At 43.4% G+C, this 21,642-nt stretch carries 13 protein-coding genes; 3 read left to right on the top strand and 10 right to left on the bottom strand.

Features of this window, described 5'->3' with window-relative positions:
• The first annotated feature begins 91 nt into the window (after positions 1–91).
• Positions 92–238: a T9SS type A sorting domain-containing protein gene (locus AC6JAD_RS07510; protein ID WP_497866292.1), complete on the top strand. Its 147-nt coding sequence runs from the start codon at positions 92–94 to the stop codon at positions 236–238.
• Positions 239–734: 496 nt separating this feature from the next.
• Here AC6JAD_RS07510 and AC6JAD_RS07505 read toward each other — a convergent pair whose 3' ends face one another.
• On the bottom strand, positions 735–1,238 hold the full coding sequence (locus AC6JAD_RS07505; RefSeq protein ID WP_461304626.1) for a hypothetical protein: 504 nt from the start codon (positions 1,236–1,238) through the stop codon (positions 735–737).
• Between the two features lie 655 nt (positions 1,239–1,893).
• On the opposite strand from AC6JAD_RS07505, the gene AC6JAD_RS07500 reads away from it, so the two are divergent.
• Positions 1,894–4,461: a phosphoenolpyruvate carboxylase gene (locus tag AC6JAD_RS07500; protein WP_461304625.1), complete on the top strand. Its 2,568-nt coding sequence runs from the start codon at positions 1,894–1,896 to the stop codon at positions 4,459–4,461.
• 200 nt (positions 4,462–4,661) lie between these two features.
• Here the strand turns inward: AC6JAD_RS07500 and AC6JAD_RS07495 are convergent, their stop codons facing one another.
• From AC6JAD_RS07495 to gdhA, 4 genes are all read right to left on the bottom strand, one after another.
• Complete coding sequence (locus AC6JAD_RS07495) at positions 4,662–7,079, bottom strand: TonB-dependent receptor plug domain-containing protein (RefSeq protein WP_461304624.1); 2,418 nt, start codon at positions 7,077–7,079, stop codon at positions 4,662–4,664.
• A 2-nt stretch (positions 7,080–7,081) separates the two neighbouring features.
• Positions 7,082–7,801, bottom strand: a complete 720-nt coding sequence (gene recO, locus AC6JAD_RS07490) for a DNA repair protein RecO (protein WP_461304623.1) — start codon at positions 7,799–7,801, stop codon at positions 7,082–7,084.
• Positions 7,802–7,805: 4 nt separating this feature from the next.
• Positions 7,806–10,142 (bottom strand): type IX secretion system anionic LPS delivery protein PorZ, encoded by a 2,337-nt coding sequence (porZ, locus tag AC6JAD_RS07485; RefSeq protein ID WP_461304622.1) that lies wholly within the window; start codon positions 10,140–10,142, stop codon positions 7,806–7,808.
• Between the two features lie 115 nt (positions 10,143–10,257).
• On the bottom strand, positions 10,258–11,601 hold the full coding sequence (gdhA, locus tag AC6JAD_RS07480) for an NADP-specific glutamate dehydrogenase (RefSeq protein WP_461304621.1): 1,344 nt from the start codon (positions 11,599–11,601) through the stop codon (positions 10,258–10,260).
• Positions 11,602–11,848: 247 nt separating this feature from the next.
• Between gdhA and AC6JAD_RS07475 the strand changes: the two genes are divergently transcribed.
• The gene (locus AC6JAD_RS07475; protein WP_461304620.1) at positions 11,849–12,649 is read left to right on the top strand and encodes a THC0290_0291 family protein; all 801 of its coding nucleotides are present in this window, start codon (positions 11,849–11,851) and stop codon (positions 12,647–12,649) included.
• Between the two features lie 68 nt (positions 12,650–12,717).
• On the opposite strand, the gene AC6JAD_RS07470 is transcribed toward AC6JAD_RS07475, so the two are convergent.
• The 5 genes from AC6JAD_RS07470 to AC6JAD_RS07450 form a co-directional block, all read right to left on the bottom strand.
• A complete protein-coding gene (locus AC6JAD_RS07470; protein ID WP_461304619.1) occupies positions 12,718–13,857 on the bottom strand; it encodes a cystathionine gamma-synthase in 1,140 nt (379 codons plus the stop codon).
• A 75-nt stretch (positions 13,858–13,932) separates the two neighbouring features.
• On the bottom strand, positions 13,933–15,207 hold the full coding sequence (locus AC6JAD_RS07465) for an ATP-binding protein (protein ID WP_461304618.1): 1,275 nt from the start codon (positions 15,205–15,207) through the stop codon (positions 13,933–13,935).
• A 13-nt stretch (positions 15,208–15,220) separates the two neighbouring features.
• The gene (locus tag AC6JAD_RS07460; protein ID WP_461304617.1) at positions 15,221–18,067 is read right to left on the bottom strand and encodes an eCIS core domain-containing protein; all 2,847 of its coding nucleotides are present in this window, start codon (positions 18,065–18,067) and stop codon (positions 15,221–15,223) included.
• A gap of 7 nt (positions 18,068–18,074) precedes the next feature.
• Complete coding sequence (locus AC6JAD_RS07455; protein WP_461304616.1) at positions 18,075–19,838, bottom strand: eCIS core domain-containing protein; 1,764 nt, start codon at positions 19,836–19,838, stop codon at positions 18,075–18,077.
• A gap of 56 nt (positions 19,839–19,894) precedes the next feature.
• The gene (locus AC6JAD_RS07450; protein WP_461304615.1) at positions 19,895–21,637 is read right to left on the bottom strand and encodes an eCIS core domain-containing protein; all 1,743 of its coding nucleotides are present in this window, start codon (positions 21,635–21,637) and stop codon (positions 19,895–19,897) included.
• Between the last annotated feature and the right edge of the window lie 5 nt (positions 21,638–21,642).

The following is a 21,642-nucleotide window of genomic DNA, read 5'->3' as shown; positions in this document are numbered from 1 at the left end:
CAAGGTTCAGGTTCTCTTTTTTTTTGCATGGCGCGCAACTATTCGCTATCGGGCAGTAAGATAGTACAGATCCTCCTTGTAAACCGCTGCAATTGATGTAAGCGCACTTTCCAGCGGCCTCTATTTTGCAGAGATCACCTCAGAAGATGGAAGTGAGGTGATTCAGGTTGTGAGGGAGTATAAATATAATCAATTTATTTATGGCCCCATTCGAATAAGAGCATTGGAGTGGGTTTAGCACTATCAAGTGGTTGTTATTTACACATATAATCGAACAGTGTTTGCGCCAACTCAAATGAAATAGTAAAACCATTATTATAATGACTTTGCACTCTTTCTATCTCTCCTTCAAAAAATAATTTTCACTGCGCTTCTTCTCATCAGCTGCCAAAAACCAAGTCAACCTATTTCTCTACCTCAGCCCATTAGGTTCCTAACTAAGTCCACTTACTTCTAAAGTAAGCCAGCTTACGTACCTAACGTATCCAGATACGTCCCCCAACGTACCCAGCCTAGTCCGATAACCTAGTCAGCTTACTTCCACAACCTAGTCGGCTTACTTATACAACGTATACAACTTAGTATCACAACGTAGTCAGCTTACTTACCTACCGTATCCAGCTTACTTCAAGACTAAGCCAGCTTACTATGACAACGTATCCACCTCCTTTTAACAGGGCATAAAAAAAGACCCGCCGAAGCGGGTCTCTCTTAAAACCATTAATCGGCTACTACTAGAAATCCGTGGGAGGGGTCTCCTCCTCGGTTTCGGTAGTACCACGATTCCCTCGGCTGGCGAAAAACTGCCCGAGATCGTTCAGTTTGTTCTCATAGCCCGGCGTAGCCGTCGCATTCTTGTACTTTACATAATCGTACTCTACCAAACTCGCGCGGTAGTTGTCCCAATCATGCAAGATCTTGGCGTTGTTCAATCCCATTTGCAAATTGGCCAAACGGCGCATCAGGGTTTCTAAAAAAGTACGCGACCGGAAATCCCTGCGAAATTCTTCCCAGTCCACATCGGGACTGCTCAATTCGGGTTCGGTGTCGCTGTACTCCTTTACCTTGTTTACAATAAGCTTGTTCTGCTCGTTGATGCTTCCAAACTGCTGTCGCTCCTCGGGCGATAGATTGGCCAGTTTGTTGGCCAGGGCTTCTTCCATTTCGGTCAAGATCTCGTTTATCTTGTTCTCTTCCTCCGGCATAAAGTGCCGGTTCTCAAAATTGTTAAATGGCATGCTTTCTTATTTTTAAATGATGGGGAGCCCTACGAAGGTACCACAGCCCGCCCTACCCCAAAAGCGAAAAGTAATAAGTGCGTTGTATGCCGTATAAGTGTCCGTTTTGTGTAATAAATGTTTTTTTGGTGTATGCAGGATTCCGTGAATCGGACACCGAGTGGCCTAAACATGGACACCGAGTGTCACGCCGGTACCCTGAGTGTTTTTCGAAGAAAAACGTATCGAAGGGAGGCGTGATGTATCGAGGTGTCCAGTAGAAGGTGGCATAATGTCCCTTCGATACAACTCAGCAAGCTGAATCACTCAGGGACCCAAGATTGGACATCGAGTGGCCTCACCAATCCCAGAGGGGCCCAAACATGGACGCCGAGTGATTGCATCGCAATCGTATCGAGGTGTCCCAGGGTAGTGCAATCATACCGAGGTGTCCAATTGAAAGGTGGCGTGATGCGTGAAAATCACCCCAAACCTAGGACCCTTCGGCACTATTTTTCTCCAAAAAATCACTCAGGGTCCGAAATAGAGGACCGCATGAGGTGTCCAAGAACCAAACGACTAAAACGATTTCGCAGCCAAAAACACCCAAAAACCATAAAAACGGGAGCTATGCAATCCCTTTTTCGGTACCTTTATATAGGTAAAAACACAGGCCATGCGATACACCAAAGAGGAGCGCTTTAACCAATACGTGCTCTCCAAATACCAGATATATAACAGCATCTTTATGACGCTGCCCTTCGATGAGATTACCCAAACCGGGGCCTTACTTCCCCTGTTTCAGGAGGTATGCCAGGATGGGTTTCAAAAACAAAAGAACCCCACCGAGATCGTAACCCACTTTTTTAGTCGGTATGCCGATGCTCCCACCGAAGAAGAAAAGGTAAACCTGCTGTTTCGGTTCATTCAATATATAGAACGGCAGGTCGTTCTGTTCGATGCCATAGAGGATGCCACCTTTACCATCATTAACAATATGGATGGTCGGGGTACCCTGCGAAATGTTCGCGAGGAGGCCGAAGACAAGAATAAAAAAGAAGCCTTAAAAAACTATCTGGAACGGTTTAAGGTGCGCCCTGTGCTTACGGCACACCCCACCCAATTCTATCCCGGGCCGGTATTGGGCATTATTACCGATCTGGCCATTGCCATAGAAGACAATAACCTGGATGCCATTAAGATGCTCTTGGCACAGCTGGGAAAAACACCGTTCTTTAAAAAACAGAAACCCACCCCATACGACGAGGCCGTAAGCCTTATCTGGTATCTGGAAAATGTGTTTTACCATAGTGTAAGTGCCATTTACAATTATATACAGAACAATATCTTTGAAGGAGAAATCCTTACCAATCAAGTCATCAACTTAGGGTTCTGGCCTGGAGGGGACAGGGATGGGAACCCCTTTGTGACCACCGAAATTACCTTAAAAGTAGCAGAAAGGCTCCGCCGAACCCTCCTAAAGAATTATCATAAAGACCTACGGAAACTTCGTCGAAGACTCACTTTTAAAGGGGTAGAACCCCTAATCATTGCCCTGGAAACCGAGGTGTTTGCCCACCTCAACCTTCCGGCAGAAGCGGCTACCATTACCCCAGAGGGGATGTTGTTTCAACTACAGGAGATTAAAACCCGACTCGATGGGGAACATCAGTCGCTATTCGTAAGTGAGGTAGAAGACCTTATCTACAAGGTGCAGCTCTTTGGAATGCACTTTGCTTCCTTGGATATCCGTCAGGATTCACGGGTACATACCCGGGTTATGACCCATATCGCAGCACAGCATCCCAACCTGTTTACCAAGGCCTATGAGGATTTATCGGATACCGAAAAGATTACTGAATTGGCTGCCCTTACAGGGCAGATAGACCCTACCTCCCTAACCGATGAAATGGCCGAGAAGACTTTGGCCTCCATGTATGCCATGAAGCAGATACAGGAGTACAATGGCGAACAGGGATGCAACCGATACATTATTAGTAACAATGGGAGTGTGGTAAATGTATTAGAGGCCTTTGCCATGATCCGTCTGTCCGATTGGGAAGATCCCACGGTAGACATTATCCCTCTTTTTGAAACGGTAGACGATCTTCAGGTAGCCAATGAAGTAATGGAAACCCTTTACACCAATCCGCATTATGCTGCCCACCTAAAGCGCCGTGGCAATAGGCAATCTATTATGCTGGGCTTTAGCGATGGTACCAAGGATGGAGGGTACCTTATGGCCAATTGGAGTATTTTCACCGCCAAGGAACGTCTTACCGAAGTATCCCGAAAGTATGGGATTACGGCCCTATTTTTCGATGGACGTGGGGGCCCGCCAGCCCGCGGGGGTGGAAAAACACATCAGTTTTACGCTTCCCTTGGCGATACCATAGAACACGAGGAAGTACAGCTTACGGTACAGGGACAGACCATCTCCTCTAATTTTGGAACCATAGAATCCTGTCAATACAATATGGAGCAGCTAATCAGTTCCGGAATTACCAATGAGGTGTTTAATGATGAGGATACCTCCCTTTCGGATGCCGACCGCACTACCATGAACCAGTTGGCTGCCATGAGTTATGAAGCATACAAGGATTTTAAAAGCCATCCTAAGTTCCTGTCCTATCTGGAGCAGATGAGCACATTGAAATACTACGCCAAAACCAACATTGGAAGCCGTCCCTCCAAGCGGGGCAAGGGTTCGGAGTTGGTATTTAGCGATCTAAGGGCCATTCCGTTTGTGGGGAGTTGGAGTCAGTTAAAACAAAATGTCCCCGGTTTTTATGGGGTAGGATTGGCATTGGAGTCTTATGAAAAACAAGGGGAGTTCGATAAGGTGGTTTCCCTATATAAACATTCGCCCTTTTTTAGAACACTCCTTGAAAACAGTATGATGAGCCTGACCAAGTCTTTCTTCCCGCTTACTGCCTATATGAAGGATGATCCCGAATACGGTGCCTTTTGGTCCCTTATTCATGAGGAATACGAGCGTAGCAAGCGTATGTTGCTGAAGGTAACGGGCTATTCGGTGCTCATGGAAGATTCTAAGGCCATGCGGGCTTCCATTAGGGTGCGCGAACAGATTGTATTGCCTTTATTGACGATACAGCAATATGCATTGCGGGAAATTCAGAAGTTACGTGCCCAAGGTGCCACTGAAAATGAGCTCGAGGTATATGAAAAGATGGTGACAAGGTCATTGTTTGGGAACATTAATGCAAGTAGGAATTCGGCATAGTGTCCCTAAATTGGACGCCGAGTGATTGCCGAAGTGTCCATCTGAAAGTGCAGAAGGGCGGTGCAATGTCCCTTCGATACAATTCAGCAAGCTGAATCACTCAGGGACCCAAACATGGACGCCGAGTGATTGCATCGCAATCGTATCGAGATGTCCATATAATAGGTGTCCAGCGAAATGTACGGTAATTAGAAATCCCCTTAAAAAGAGTAGCTAGCCGCGACAATCAGGTTACGGCCGGGAGCGGCAATTCCAGAGGAATAAGGTCGATACCGTTGATCTGTCAGGTTTTCTAGGGTAGCTGTTAACTGCAAGGCCTCCGTAATTTGATATTGCCCAGCAAAGTTTACAGTGTACCAAGACGGGGCATATGGATTTCCATTGTCATCTAATGCATATAAAAACGCATTGTTTTGTTGACTGGGCGCCAAGTCTTCGAAATCGAATTGACCATTGTATTCCACAAAGCCATCCAATTTCCACTTTTCCTTCTTGAAAAGCAGATGGCTATTTCCAAACATAGGGGCTATATGGCGCACCGGCACCCTGCTGCCATCTTCCTCTTCGGTATAGCCTTCGGTAATATTAAGTTGGGAAGTAAGCTGTAACGCCTCCGAAAAGTTGACTTCCATGCCTGCTTCAAAACCGTATACCCGAGATCGTCCTGCATTCTGAATGGCCTGCACATTGCTCAATTCGCCCTGATATTCAATTTGGGTTTCCCCATTCAAACTGAAATCACGACGTACCAAGGCATCTTTTAAACTGGTATAATAGGTGGCCAAATCGAACGTAACCACATCTTTAAAATTAAGGTTGGCACCGACTTCAAAATTATAGGAATACTCTGCTTCTACCTCTGGATTGGGAACCACTACACTTCCTGGTTCACTATCAAAAATCTTTCCTATATCGTCTATATTGGGTGCCCTAAATGCGGTTCCGAAGTTGAAACGCCACCCCAGCGTACTGCTTGCTTGCCAAGTTACACCTGCGCTTCCAGTAAGGGCTCCGGTATTTACCTTTTTTCCCGTAAATGGAAAATCGAAGAATTGATTGTTCTCCGTAAAATCGGCATCGATCAGGATATGATTGTAACGCAGTCCTCCTTGAAAGGATGTTTTAGAAGATAGCTTGGCCTGCAAACTGGCATAGGCAGCCATGGACTGCCAAGTAGATCCATCTGGATAACGGGAAGCGTCCTTACTACTTGTACCAGTGGTAATATCGGTTTGGGAGGCGTTACTATTTACCGTATTGTGCACGTATTCCACCCCATAAAAAATGGTGCTTTTGGGTGCTACTTTCTTGGTAAAATCCAACCCTCCAGTTAGGGCGGTTACCGTTTCATCGCCTTCGAATAGAATGGTATCCCCAAAATCACGATCATGCCTACTTTCCTTAAATCGCTGATAGCTTAGGGTTAGCTTACTATCATCGAACAAAGCCACGCCATCCTGTTGGTGGGACACCTGAAAGTTACCGCTTATCCATTCCTGCGGACCATAATACCATTCGGCCGAACGGAGCTGTCCATCGCTTTTACGAATGAGCCGATCGTATCTTGGGTAATCGCTGGTGGTTGTATAGAAAAGGCCCACATTTAAGTCCCATTGTTCTGACGGCATGTACCGTATCTTTTGCATGAAGTTAACCTGATCGTAACCCGTAAATCGTTGTACTTCGGGATCGTCATTTTCTACTACGGTATCTACCCCATTACTGGTTTCTACATATTCGTTGCGCAAGTAATCGTCCGGGCCATTACTTCCCATTTTAAGGTCTTCGAAATCGCTGTAGGATACACTGGTAAGGAATGCCCATTGTTTTCCCCCTATATTAAGATCGAAATGGCCTGTCTTTTCTTCGTTGGCCGTAGCATATCGACCTGTTACATTTCCAGAGAGGTCGAACCCTTTCTCGAAAGAAAAACTGGGGTTCTTGGTATAGAAATTCATAACACCCCCAACAGCATCACTACCATACACCACAGAACCCGGACCCAAAATAACTTCGGTACGTTCTACGGCAAATGGGTCTATGGATATAACATTCTGTACATTTCCCCCACGGAAAATGGCCGTATTAAATCGGGTACCATCTACGGTAATCAATAACCTGTTGGTCGAAAAACCACGAATTAATGGGCTTCCGCCACCCAACTGGCTTTTCTGTACATATACTTGCCCACTACTTTCTAAAAGATCGGCTGCGGTTTGGGGGTTTCTGAAGAGTACATCTTCGGAAGTTACGGCTGTTATTTGCTGTGGAATATCACGCTTGCTCTGTCCAAACTTTGAAATGGAGATGACGATTTCGTCCAAGTTGCTTCTTGATACGGCCAATACCACCTTATTCCCTGCTGCGACAACCTCATTCTTTGTAAGCGCAAGGGTGGCATATCCGATATATTGAAAGAAAATGGTTTCGTCTTCCGAAAACCGGGTAATATCCGCACGGCCTTCGAAGTCCGTTAAAGCAGTCTTTGTGCGGTCCTCATTGTAGAGCGCAACAGAAGGAAGAGGCACCTCATTTTCCTCGCTCACCACCTGAATGTTCTGGGCAAAAGTAGATATAGAAAATCCTATGAAACATAGGATATAGAGTACAACACGCATCTTCAATTAAATAGTTGGTTCAGCACCAAAAGTGACTTCGGTTTTTTATAGCCCTGCAAATGTAATTGATAATACCGCAATAGCAAATTAAGGGTTTCAAAACGTTGTTTTTTGGTGGTTTTTGTTCCTCCTAAGTCATCAAAATTTATGCCGAAAAAGCGTTTTAAGGTATCTACAGTCTCCCCTGTTTCGGAATAGTCCCCAAGGGGTTCTTTTTCGAAATTTCCTTCTAGCATATTAAAGTAGGGATGGGCCTCCTCTGATGTGTCTGGATAAAAGCCCAAATAGGCGGTTAGATTCAATAAAAACAGGATGTGGAAATTGGCTATACTGTCATGCGCGTCCAACCATTGCAGGGAAGTGGAAATGTAATGAAACAACTCTGGGTTTGCTTCTTCTTCCTGAATACAATTCTTAAGCATTTCTGCTAAAAAAAGCACTACTGAAGATTTTACCACTTGGGTATGCAATGTTTTATAGGGAACGGACACCTTGGCTTCCCTGATGCGTTCCAGGGTTCCTTTGTCCTTGTGAACGGCTTCCAAATGTAATTGTGTGAGTGGTTGAAAAAGAGAGGCACGAAGCTTCCCTTTTTTAGACTTCATGATGCCTCGCAGCAAATAGGACTTCAACCCGAATTCTTCAGTAAAACAGGTAACGATAAGGTCTGCCTCGGCATATTTAACGGAAGAAAACACCAATGCCTGGGTAGAGACCTGCATACGGCTAACGAACTATCATTATCTTGGAAACCTTGGTCTCTAGAGCATCGTCTGTAGTGATCATTACCAGGTATACTCCCGAAGCCACCCTGTATTGACCAAATGCGGTGGTATCCCAAAGTACGCTTCCTCCTTCGCTCGTGGTTTCAAAAACCAAATTACCTTCTATGTCGGTAATTTTCACATTTGCTTGTGCCGTTAGCCCGTCGATGGTAACATTCCCTGTGAACCCAGGGCGAACCGGATTGGGGTAGGCATATACGTTCTCTAAATCATCCCTTGGAGCCGTGGACGTTCCCTCGAAAGCCACCAAGCCATTTACAGTGGCAAAGTAGACCCGTCCCGTAGAATCATCTATGGTGATATCCTGCACATTGTTGGAGGGCAATGGGGAATTCGACTTCGTAAAACGAAGCAGGGTCTCTTGACCATTAGAGGATACCAAGAACACCCCCGATGTGGCTGTAGATATCCATTTGTTATTAGATCCATCAACCTCTATGTCGGTAATTGCCTGTTCGAACAATAGCTCCTGGGGTACACCGTCTTCCACAATAATAATTTCTTGAGCATCTGTATTGGCCTCTTCATCGAAAAACCCACCTACATTAAACAAAACCCTTAGACCACGGGAGGTTCCTATCCATAGTCGATTTTGTCTATCGAAAGCAATAGCACGGGCATTGGATTTTGGCAGGTTTCCATTTCCGGGTCCTTCAAGTATTCTATTCAGACTCCCATTGGTTGGGTTATAGCCTATAAGTCCATTTTCTGCAGATCCCATAAATACAAATCCCTCACGGCTTACCTCCACATCGAGCAGGGCCTGCTCACATACATTGTCCATGATATTTGACAAGTCAATTTTTTCGAATTGATTTCCAGTACCACCGTTTAGTTTCAACAACCCTTCTTCTAATTTAGATTGTAATACCCATAAATTTCCTTGACGATCATAGGTAGATCCATATAGTCTTATTCCGGCATTCTCGGCACTTGTTATTCCCGGACATCTTCCAGCTTCAATAATGGCTTCGCTTAAATTACTATTGCCTTGATCCAAGAAAATTTCGGGTGTCTGATCATTAATTTTAAGCATCCCACCAATAAAGGAGCTCATATAAACATCGTTAGGGTTATTTGGATTAATAGTGACATTTACAAAGTCTGTGGGCTCCCTATTGCCAGCCAAACCTGCCAAGTTATCGTATGGGATATTGGTCCATGTATCTTCCCTTAAATTACTAATTCCGAATCTACTTAACGGAAAGGGGTTACTAGTTGCGGTAAGATCGCCAAAAGAAACCCATAATTGTCCTGGGGAGGCATCTATTGCAAATGGCTTGTTAAGGATTGGGCCATCTGGCAATGCTTGGACTACATCCTGGCTTCCGAAGGGCACAATGAGCAATCCATCATTAGTAGTTCCCAGGAAAAAGGTATTGTTGAAACCCATCCCGGATTGCAATTCGAAATTGAAATTGGGCAGGGTATTATTTACAACGGCCTCTAGGTTATAGCCCACACCATAGGCACGAATAGACTGCGCCGTAGTGATGGCAAGGATATCGCCTTCGGTTTCAAAATCGAGAATAGGTGTTCCTAAATTCTCTACCTGGGTAAATCCGGTGCCCTCGTCAAAACGCTGTATAATATTGTTATTCCTTGCAATAAAAACATCTTCCCCTAAGGTTTGCACTCCACGGATGTTCCCAGTTGTAAGGGTGGTCCATCTCGCAAAGTCGATAAGGTCCTCATCATCTACCATAGCACGGCGGACGCCTCCTTCACTGGAGGAAGCATAAATATAAGGGTCTGAAACCGTGGTTTGGGTTATTTCTATCTGTGCACCGAAATCACCAATAAAATAAGTGTCTCCAAACTCCAGTCGGGATAGGTCGTAAACCGAAATTCCAAATTGGGTTGAGATAAATACTTTTCCGTCGTATTCGAAAAAATCATTGATTTGTTTCCTATCTGGTGGGATGGTAGGCTTGTCGAAAATATCTACTACATTTAAAATATCCTCTTCTCCATCGATCACAACATCCATGAGACCATTTTCATATCCCACAATCAGTACCCCAAAGTTTTCACTGTAATAGATACTCGAGATCACTTCTCCCGACAATCCATTAATGGTAGAAATGGTGGTGATTTCACCCGATAGCAGGTCATAGCTAAATACCGAATTCTCGGCCGCTACATATACCCTTCCATTTCCTTGAGAAATATCCTTGACAGATACATAGGAGAAAAATCCCTTCCAACTATCCTCAAAATTCTGGGCGGAAGCAAATGCACTAAGAAAACACAGTGCCAAAACAATGATCTTCTTCATAAAGGAGGTCCCTTGGTTTTCTATTTTCATAAACACGCTAAAATAGGAATTATTGCGGTAGCAAAAAGAAAAGGTTGCCCAAAGGACAACCTTTTTATCATACTATAAAAGTGTTTTAAACCACTCCTTGAGCTAACATGGCATCTGCGACTTTCACAAATCCTGCTACATTGGCTCCTTTTACATAGTCTACATATCCGTCGCCATCTTTTCCAAATTGTACACAGGCGGCATGAATATCGTTCATGATTCCGTGAAGCTTTGCATCTACTTCTTCCCTCGTCCAGTTATAACGCAATGAGTTTTGCGACATTTCCAATCCTGAAGTAGCTACACCACCTGCGTTGGATGCTTTCCCGGGAGAGAACAATATTTTCGCATCATGGAATACAGCAATTGCTTCTGGCGTACATGGCATATTTGCCCCTTCACCGACGCAAATACATCCGTTAGCTACTAAGGTTTTGGCCTCTTCTTCGTTCAATTCGTTCTGGGTAGCACATGGCAAGGCTATATCGCAAGCAACGCTCCATGGTCGTTGTCCTTCGGTATAACTAGCTGATGGAAATTTGTCCACATATTCCTTTATACGTCCACGTTTCACATTCTTTAGTTCCATAACGAAGGCAAGCTTCTCCTCATTCATTCCTTCGGCATCATAAATGAATCCTGAAGAATCAGAAAAAGTTACCACTTTACCTCCAAGCTGCATTGCTTTTTCGGCTGCAAACTGGGCTACATTTCCAGACCCCGAGATCACTACTGTTTTCCCCTTAAAGGATTCTCCTTTGGTCTGTAACATGTTCTGCGCAAAATACACGTTTCCGTATCCTGTTGCTTCAGGTCGGATCAGGGATCCTCCATAGCTCATTCCCTTACCGGTCAATACTCCTGTAAATTCGTTGCGAAGGCGCTTGTATTGTCCAAACATATATCCTATTTCACGTCCTCCTACACCAATGTCCCCAGCAGGCACATCTGTGTTAGGGCCAATATGCCTAGAGAGCTCCGTCATAAAGCTTTGGCAGAATCGCATAACCTCTGCATCACTTTTCCCTTTTGGGTTGAAATTGGATCCTCCCTTTCCACCTCCCATAGGAAGTGTAGTTAAGCTATTTTTGAATACTTGTTCGAAGCCTAAAAACTTCAGGATACTCAAATTTACACTAGGGTGGAATCGAAGACCTCCTTTATAAGGTCCGATGGAAGAATTGAACTCTATACGGTATCCTTTGTTTACTTGTATGTTTCCATTATCATCGGTCCATGGTACCCTAAACATTATGGTTCTTTCAGGTTCTACCATTCGTTCCAAAAGCATCTTTCCTTGATACTTTTCGTTTTCCTCTATAAAGGGGATCACTGTTTCGGCAACTTCTGTTACTGCCTGGATAAATTCTGGTTCATTGGGATTTAAATTCTCCGCGTAGGAGATGAAATCTTTAATGCTTTGTTTCACAATAAAAATCTTTGAATTAATAAAAAAAGGTCAATAAATTGATAATCCTTTAAAAAGTTCGAGAAATAACATTTTCACATTGCAAATTCAATAAATTGAAAACGTTTTCGTTATTGTTGGCAAATATAAGTTATCTGCAAAAAAGAAAGTCTTTATTTGTATGAAATAACCTAATTACGTGCATATTATTTTCGTGTTAGATATGTTTTTATATATTTGTTACGTCTCAATCTAAACCACATATATAATGAATGCCAGAATATTGCTAATGGTATTTCTTCTCCTCGCTGTTGCTAAACAGGAGGTTTTTGCCCAACTAGGCTTCTCGCATGAGATCGGTATTATTACGGGTCCTGTTGCGTTCTATTCTGATTATGGACAGCGATATGATTTTGAGACCAACATAGGAAATGTAGGTTTCGGGGTGGGTATTATACACTACCTTAACTTTGCATATAGTGCAGACTGTAATTGCTATACTAGAGATACTTATTTTAATGATCACTTTAAGATTAGAAGTGAGATAGATTATCATGTGACCAACTTGGAACACTTAGGTGAATGGGTTGATCCCGATAGAACTTCGTTAGGTGCCGAACAATTAAGGGCTATGAAAGGTTCTACAAAGGTGTTCGATATTGGTGCGCAATTGGAATTTTTCCCACTAAGTATTCGTGATTTTGCAGCTGGAGCCTACAAGTTTGCTCCTTTTGGAAGTTTTGGGGTGCATTGGGTAAGTTTCGACCCTGAAGTTACCAGCGAACTGGGTCCTTTAAATACTACCATTACTACACCTATAAAATACTTTAATGCCTTTCAACAAGAGGGGGATTCTACTTGGTCTATTGTAATGAGTGCAGGAACACGTTACAAACTAAGCCCGCTTAGTGATCTTATGATCGATGCGCGTTGGCAATACTATTTCTCCAATTGGGTAGACGGACTGAACCCCGGTATAGACCAAAATGGGGTAGTTGAAGTACCTGAAAATAAAGCAAATGACTGGATTTTCTGGTTGAATATTGGGTATATCTATTACCTAGACTAGACTTAATCAAACATAAAAAAAAGGGCGGTGCAAAACACCGCCCTTTTTTAATTCTATGGTATCTAATCTTATCCTATAGCTTGTTCTAAGTCGGCAATGAGATCGTCGGCATCTTCGATCCCAACACTCAATCGTATCAAGGCATCGACCACCCCCGTTTTTTCGCGTTCTTCTTTTGGGATGCTGGCATGGGTCATACTTGCCGGATGTCCGCTTAAACTTTCTACTCCTCCCAAGCTTTCGGCAAGGGTAAATAGTTTCATATTCTCCACTATGCGAATGGCTTCGTCATAATCGTTCCCTTTGGTTACGAATGAAATCATCCCTCCAAAGTCCCTCATTTGTGCTTTCGCTATGTCATGATTTGGATGACTTTCAAATCCTGGCCAGTATACTTTTTCGATCTTAGGATGATTCTCCAAGTACTCTGCTACCTTTCTCCCGTTCTCACAATGACGCTGCATGCGCACATGTAAGGTCTTTATACCCCTTAGCACCAAAAAGCTGTCCTGTGGGCCACAAACGGCTCCACTCGCATTCTGAATGAAATATAAGCGCTCGGCCAAAGCTTCGTCTTTCACCACCAATGCACCCATAACTACATCGCTATGTCCACCCAAATACTTGGTGGCACTGTGCATGACGATATCTGCCCCCAAATCTAAGGGTTGTTGTAAATAGGGTGTTGCAAAAGTATTGTCCACACCTAAAAGGATATTGTGCTTTCTAGCCACAACTGCCAAGGCTTTTATATCAATGATATTCATCATGGGATTGGTGGGGGTTTCTGCCCATATCAATTTGGTGTTTTCATTGACATAGCTTTCGACCTTATCGGCATTTTCCATACCGATAAAATGGAATTTTACCCCAAAGCCTTCAAATATCTTGGTGAACAGGCGGTAGGTTCCACCATACAGATCATTGGTAGAAATCACCTCATCACCAGGTTTCAGCAATTTGATTACGGCATCGATAGCAGCCAATCCACTACCAAAGGCCAATCCGTAGGTGCCATTTTCGATACTGGCAAAGGCGTTTTCCAAAGCCTTTCTAGTAGGATTATGAGTTCTGGAATATTCGAAGCCCTTGTGCCCTCCTGGAGTGGATTGGGCATAAGTGGACGTTTGATAAATGGGTGGCATTACGGCACCGTAGGCGGGGTCATGTTCCTGACCTCCATGTATGGTCTTGGTGTTGAATTTCATCTGTTTTCAAATTTCGTACGGCAAAAGTACATCTTTCCCTACGCAATCTAAAATGACGAAATGGTCCCTTGCTCCTTACAACTGAACGAAGATTTTTTCTTCTTTGGTGAACTCTATCTTAATGGCATTCAGGAAATCTTCCATAGCAATACTTTTCTTTCCTTTTTCGGCGACTTGAAGACAGCAGTAGGCTAGGGCATTGTTAATTTGAGCTCCAGTAAGTTCATAGGTTTCCGAGATTCGAATCAGGACTTCTTTTTGTACACGGATTTTCTTCGGAATGGCCATCTCCCAAAGCAATAGTCGTTCTTCCGCATTGGGCTTGGAGAAATTAATGATGGCGTTAAACCTTCTAATAAAGGCTTGATCGATATTGTTTTTATAATTACTTGCCAAAATCACTACCCCATTGAAATATTCAATGCGCTGCAATAGGTAGCTCACGCTTTGGTTGGCAAAACGATCTTGGGCACTTCGTGTAGCCGACCGTTTACCGAAGAGGGCATCGGCCTCATCAAAAAACAGGATCCAATCCTTGTTCTCAGCACGGATAAACACTTTCTCGAGATTCTTTTCTGTTTCCCCTATATATTTTGAAATCACTTGGGAGAGATCGATCCTATAAACGGGGCGATTAAATTCTTTCCCCAACAAGGAAGCCGTAAGGGTTTTTCCGGTTCCCGAATGACCACAGAACAGGGCTTTATACCCAGGGGGCATTCGTTTCGACATTCCCCATTCTTCACGCAAAAGCTCCTTGTGCTTTATCCATAATCGAATTTGATTGATCTGCTCTAGGGTTTTTTCATTTAGCACTAGGTCTTCCCACTCCATTTCGGTGGCAATTTCCTTTGCTGGGAAATCGGGACCAAAACTGGGCTTCAATTCCTCGCCGTACATGAGCAAATGAAGACTTTCCGAAGGGACCACTACTTTTCCGCTCATAAATGGCATCCCTTCTTTAACGGAGTCCAGATACAATATCTGCTCCCTAAAGAACCAATGGTCTTCCCTGAAGTAATCGAGCAACCTCAACCTTTTCTGCATATCCTCGCCCGCCAACACATGCTGTATGGTTTCGCCCGTGGGCTGCATACTGCGATACGCTTCCTCCTTTACACCACCCCATTCTGGGAATTCCCCTCCGTCGGGATAGAGCTCCTTTAAAATGCCGTCGTAAAAGCCGGGCATGATATGGGGTGCCAAGGCCATGAGTATGATAAGGCCTTCTTCATGGCTGGTTTCCCGTCCTAATACTTCGGAAAATGTATTCTGAAAGGAAACGACCGCTTGATCTTTCTTTCCATCGAAGCGCTGTAGTATATATTTTTTAAGGTTTTTAAAAGGCATAATCAAAGTTAACTTAAAATCTTTTCTTCCAATAACGTCCCCTAAGGGTATCGTAAACTTTCCCCATGGTAGTCAGTTTTCCGTCAAACCAAACGTATGAGTGTCTCCATGAAATATATGCGGGATCGTCTGAATTGGGGTGCACATGCAAATCGTCCAAACTTCCTTGGTGAAAAGGAGCACTTTGCTCTTCCAGTTTAAAGAAATTTTGCTTCAAATGATGTAATTCTACAGGATCTCCATTAGACAAATATGGCGCCCGACCTGATTTGGCCAGTTCTCGATTTGTTTTATTATCTACATTATCAACCAGTTTATTTCCCGATGTTCGAATTTTTGGAGGTATGAAGTCGGGGTTTAGCGATCTTGTCGGAAATGCCGAGGTTACATTTAATGGCATTCCGCTTATATCCAAAATTTCCATGCCAGAACTATTCCTTACAAATAATGCATCGGCGTCTGGATTACCCGTAGGCCTATGAATATCATAAGTATGGCCATCTATCGTTTCTTGTCGGACGAATGCAGGCATTTCGGTAGGGGCGTCAGGAGAAAGTCGAGCGGATTCGGCATCCCTCACTTCCAAACCTAGGTAATCCATATCCTCATCATCCAAACAATATCTTGTAGAAAAACGGCACCATTTACCATCCTGTTTTTTCCTCCATGTATGTTTATTGGGCAATACTATTTCCTCCACATAATGTACGCCATCTATTTCTTTAGCTACTGCTTTTACCTGTGCTACATTTGCGCTTATATAATCGTACTCTTCCTTAAGATCTTGTCTACTTGGAATGTCGGCATCACCTCGCACCCTTGGTGAATCAACAGCTTCATCAGCTCCTTTGGTAGATTTTCTAGAAGATTTCCTAGCATTGTCCAGCATCTCCATCCCTTCATCAGTACTTTCAATAGCACGAGCCAATGCTTCGGCTGTACTAATATCTGTGGCTTCTCCCTTTATCTTACTAAAGGACTTGCTTATAGCCTTCCCGGCCAAGAATCCAGCCAATTCTAATATGATCTGCAATCCATCATTAACAATAACAAGTGCCAACTTTCCACTTTCTTTTTGAAGCGACTCTAATGAATTGGCATTCCCTGCAGCCTTAACCCTTCTAACCAATTCATCTAGGGCAATGATTAGGTCAATCCCACCCAATACAATAAGTATGGCATCTAATGCCACGCCAAGCGGAGGAAATACATGACCTGCAATAAGTGCTACAATCATGGCCATTACAGCTGCAAGAATGAGCCAGCCATGCTGAGTTATCTGCTGCCATATTTGTTCACCCGCTTTTCCATAATACCCATTATAATAGGCCCACTTAATAGCAGCAATTGCTTTATCCTCGGAAGCCAGTCCATTAAAAGTGGTGTTCGCGATGGCCCTCTTATCCTCGAATATTTTATCTGCCTCTCCCACAAAGAAAAGAACCCCCAATAAAGTACCAAAAGTAGCCGCGAAACCTGCAATTAAAAGTGATTCCTGAAGGGAAACAAGATCATCGCTGAATTGTTCGAAAGCTCCTTCACTAAACAGTTCCTTTGCTTTTTCAGGAAGTTCTTGTAAGAGTTCATCATGGTTGTTATCCATAAATTTTTGATAGTGATCAATTTCTACCGCATATTCACCCTTCCTTATGGCTTCAGTCATACTCTCTACACCCAAATTCCATGAATTGATGTACACATCTCGCCATTTAGAACGCCCATATTTTAACATGGCGATGGTAAATTCCTTGATCGGGTGTTCAATACCAATGCTAGCGTGTGCTGTGTTAAATTTGAATCTTTTCAGGGTATTTAAGTCATCGTAGTAGACTGGAAAGCCCCGTTCAATAATCGCATCGGGTATTGTCTCCGATTCCTTTTCTGCAACCTCATAAAATCCTTCGTATACTCCCCTTAAAGACGCTAAGTCCGGATCATTTATATAAAGCAAGTCATAAATTTTATCGGCCCATATTTCGGGGAAGGCCCTAGTATCTATATATATAGCATCCTCACCCATATGATCCAAGGTATCATATTCACTAGAGGCATTCATTTCAGCAATGGATTTGTAATGATAAAAATCATCAATATTGTTTATGTTGGCCTCATCAAATTCTAAGGATATCGCAACCCTAATGAAGAAATTGCGACCATCATAATCCTTGGCGGCATCTGCATCTTCAATTATTTCATAAAGCTCATCGAGCTCATCGAAATAGGCCTCCTCGGTTTCGGCATCCATTTTCTTAATCTCGGCACCTCCTTGCTGGATGGTATGGGTAAGTTCATGCGCCAATAAATGCTTCCCCGAAGTTGTATTGGGATTGTATTTCCCTTCATTGAAATAAATATCATTACCGACAGTAAAGGCCTGTGCGTTCAATGATTTACTTAGTTGAATCGCATTGTTGTCGGTATGAATGTTAACTTCGGAAAAATCCGTTCCGAAGCCATTCTCCATAAAATTCCGGGTTCCTTTATCCATTGAACTTCCTTGGCCACGACTTGATTCAATCTGGCTGGAAATACCTTCGGACGCCACCGCATTACCGCCATCGGATAAGGACCGTTTCTGAACCAAGGGGGTAATGGATTCCACCAGCGGTTTTTTCTGTAGTTCTTCCTCCTCACAACTACTGCATTTTTTTTGCACTAAGGGCCCTTTATTAGGAGTTGGCGGCGTTGCCATTTCTTTTTGTTGAACCACCTGGTCTGCCATGGCATCTGCCTCCGCTTCCATGGGATCGTCTGAAGGTCCTATTTTCAGCTTTTTCTGTATTACAGGAGCAGGAGGCACAAACGCTTTAGTTTGTGCCTTTAATTGGGTAGTATTTTCATTAACAATCGCTTGCTCCATTTATGCTTTATAGTCTTAATCCAGCACCGAGAGTAGGTCCTCCACCTACCTGCTGAGACGACGAACCAGAACTGTCAAGTGGTCTATCCGATATCATTACAAAACCACCTAAACGCCAAAAAAAGCGAGGTCCTTCCTGGCCATATTCTTGGCCTATCCCTGCTGACCCAAATCCCATTACAGCATCACTTAACCTGTCTGTTTCAGTAGGTAAAATTTCCCGTAAAATACCTGCTTCTATATCGAAGAATAAAGGATTGCTATCATCACGATATCTTCTATAACCCAATGTGCCTCCTGCAAATAAGCGATCTGGGGTAAGATAAACACCTCTCGCTCCAATCCTCAAAGAATCTAGTTGACTTAATGCAAGTGTAAGATCCATTCCCAATATTCCGGTTCCTACCCCATCTTCAACCCATCCTCCACCTGCACGAAAGGAAAATTCCCCACCTACAATAGAAGGCTCATTGGTTTCTGGTTCTTCCGAGGGTCTATGATTTGGACTCGGAATATCATCTAGGTTTGGAGTTGTTGGATTTTGTTGAGTTCTATTTTGGATACTTTCTAATTCGTCCAAAGCACCATGCATTGCTCTCATCCTTCTCATAAAAGCTGGGTCAATCTCACCTTGAAGAACATCTCCATGCCCAGTTGGGTATTGTCTCTGAGTGGTATCGTTAATAAAAAGAACATGTGTAGCTTCATGGTGTAAAGTAGAAGCCATTGCAGATTCTACATCGTTATGATAAAATCGAATCTCATGAATCTCTGGTCCAGAATAATCTGGTGGCAAACCTGGCCAAGTTCCAAAGAGCCTCCTAGAGCTAGAGTTGCTAGGAAAGACATTCTTAATGTATAATTGATATTGATTTGCCCCTGATGTACTTGGAGTAAAATATCCTGCTGCACTATCCACTCCGGATGGAATATTATCTTTAAAAATCACTTCTAAATGCGATGTACAGCGCGTACTATTACAAAATTTGGCGTACAACTCATCAACTAGGTTTTGCCCTGGTTGTGTTTCCAAAAATCTAGTTATGGTTCTATCACCAAGACTTCTTCGATCATCAGTATCTGGGACATGGCTAACACTAGTTACCAATTGGTTCCAACGGTTTCTGGACTCGGCAGGAGTCATTTGTATCATTTTTTGCTGGATCGAAGCAGATTGCTGCAATGTATGTGTTAGCTCATGCGCCAATAAATGTTTCCCCGAAGTTGTGCTAGGATTGTATTTCCCTTCGTTGAAATAAATATCATTGCCTACCGTAAAGGCCTGTGCATTCAATGATTTGCTTAGTTGAATGGCATTGCTATCAGTATGAATGTTAACTTCGGAAAAATCCGTTCCGAAGCTGTTCTCCATAAAATTCTGGGTTCCTTTATCCATTGAACTTCCTTGGCCACGACTTGCCGCAATCTGGTTGGAAATACCTTCGGACGCCACCGTGTTACCGCCATCGGATAAGGACCGTTTCTGAACCAAGGGGGTAATGGATTCTGCCAAGGGTTTTTTCTGCAATTCTTCCTCTTCACAACTACTACATTTCTTTTGAACCAAAGCTCCTTTATTGGGTGCAGGAGGTATCGCCACTTCTTTTTGTTGAATTACCTGATCGGCCATAGCGTCCGCCTCCGCTTCCATAGGATCGTCTACGGCTCCGATTTTCAACTTTTTCTGAATGACAGGAACAGGAGGCACAAAGGCCTTGGCCTTCAGCTGCGCATTTGATGGGTCGCTATGTTCTCTTGTCACATTCAGCATAACATAAATCTTTTCCTTTCTTTACTTATGGCACATCATTTTGGTCCTCTTTTGGCTTAATACACCTTAATTATTTTTTCGGTAGCACCATCGGTGAGAAATAAGTAAGCACTATAATATTTTTTGGTGCTGAGTTTCCCTCCACCACTGCTATCAATTGCATCAGCGCTCAAATTGTGAGTTGATATAGCATTGGTTTCATACAATAAGAAGGCACCCTTCGGCATTTCTATTAATACCACCCCTTTTCCTGAACTGGCCGTCCTTGCCACTTTATAGGAGTCCTTTACCGTATGTGCTACTCCCAAAAAGGCACCTGAATATACCTTATCCCCAAAACGCCAACTACTGTAATCAATCTCCGCTAGGTAGGTTCCGTTAGGAAGAAGTTCACCTTGTTTCGTTTGGGGTCCTTGTTGGGTGTTCAGCAATTTTGCTCCTAACCATACTCCAACTGGAGAAATTCTCGGCTGGTTAAACATTAACCAATAGGTGTTGGCTTTAACTGCTTTCTTTACTTGGGCTTCCAATCCAGATTTCGTAGTATCTGCAAATGCCTTTGCTGGGGAATAACCTTGATCGTGAAGGAACCAGTCGCCAGTTGCAGTACGTCCTATTAAAAATGCATGATACCCATAACTATAGGTGCCATCGGTATAGGTATTTGTCTTAACGAACCAACCTACCTGTGCTGTTTGGCCTGCACTGAGGCCGTTAATCACGGAATTATTAAAAATATCACTGCCATTTTGCAAACCAGCTGATGGACCACCGCCTATTCCAAACCGTCTCCTTACATTATCCATTTCTGCACCACTAAGCCCAATATCTAAACTTCCCGAACTGGAATAATACAAATGCAGAACCGTAGCCAGCTCTTGATAGTTATCTTGGCTCATAGCGGTTCCGGCCAATAACTTATCCCTAATGGCATAACAAGCAGTTAAGGCATCCTTTTGAATGTCCTTGGCGTTGGCAAATCCCTTACCCTTTAGATTCTTTACATACCTAGATTTGGATTGAATTAACCAAGTAATGACATTCTCTATGGCAGCAATAATGGAACTATTATTCCCACTATTCTTACCTTCAATTAACAATGCGGAAATTTGTGAAGCAGTAGCGCAAGTCTGTTTCAGTTGTGTGAAGGTAGGTAATGTACTTGTTGAGGCAGGGGTTCTCCTAATGGTGTTTTGAGGTGCATAGCCCTGTTGTACGACATGGGTTAATTCGTGAGCCAGTAAATGCTTTCCTTCATTAGAACCTGGATTGTATTTCCCTTCGTTGAAATATACATCGTTCCCCACCGTAAAAGCTTTTGCATTAAGATCTTGGCTCATTTGTTGGGCTTTTTGATCTGTATGGATTCGTACCTCCGAAAAATCGGACCCAAAACTACTTTCCATGAAATCCTGAGTCCCTTCATCCATAGATTGACCCCCGCCTTTACTGGAATTTATTTGTTGAGTTAGTGCTTCCGAAGCATTTCCACTTTCACCTACATTGCTTTTTCTTTGGATCATCGGCGTAATTTCTCCCGCTATGGATTTCTTTTGAATCTCTTCCTCTTGACTACATCCATCACATTTTCGCTGTACTAAAGACCCCGAGTGCTGTAAAGTGGTCGAATTTTTATCATTCGAACTCGTAACCTTATCGGCCACCTTATCGGCTTCCGCTTCCAGCGGGTCATCGGTATCCCCAATAGCCAGTTTTTTCTGAATAACGGGAGCAGGAGCTACAAATGAAGTAGTCTTTCCAAGGTGTTGTTTATTATGTTGATGCCCTAGATCTTGCACGCTTA

This window comes from Aureisphaera sp., assembly GCF_059726885.1.
This window is presented reverse-complemented; position numbering and strand designations above follow the sequence as displayed.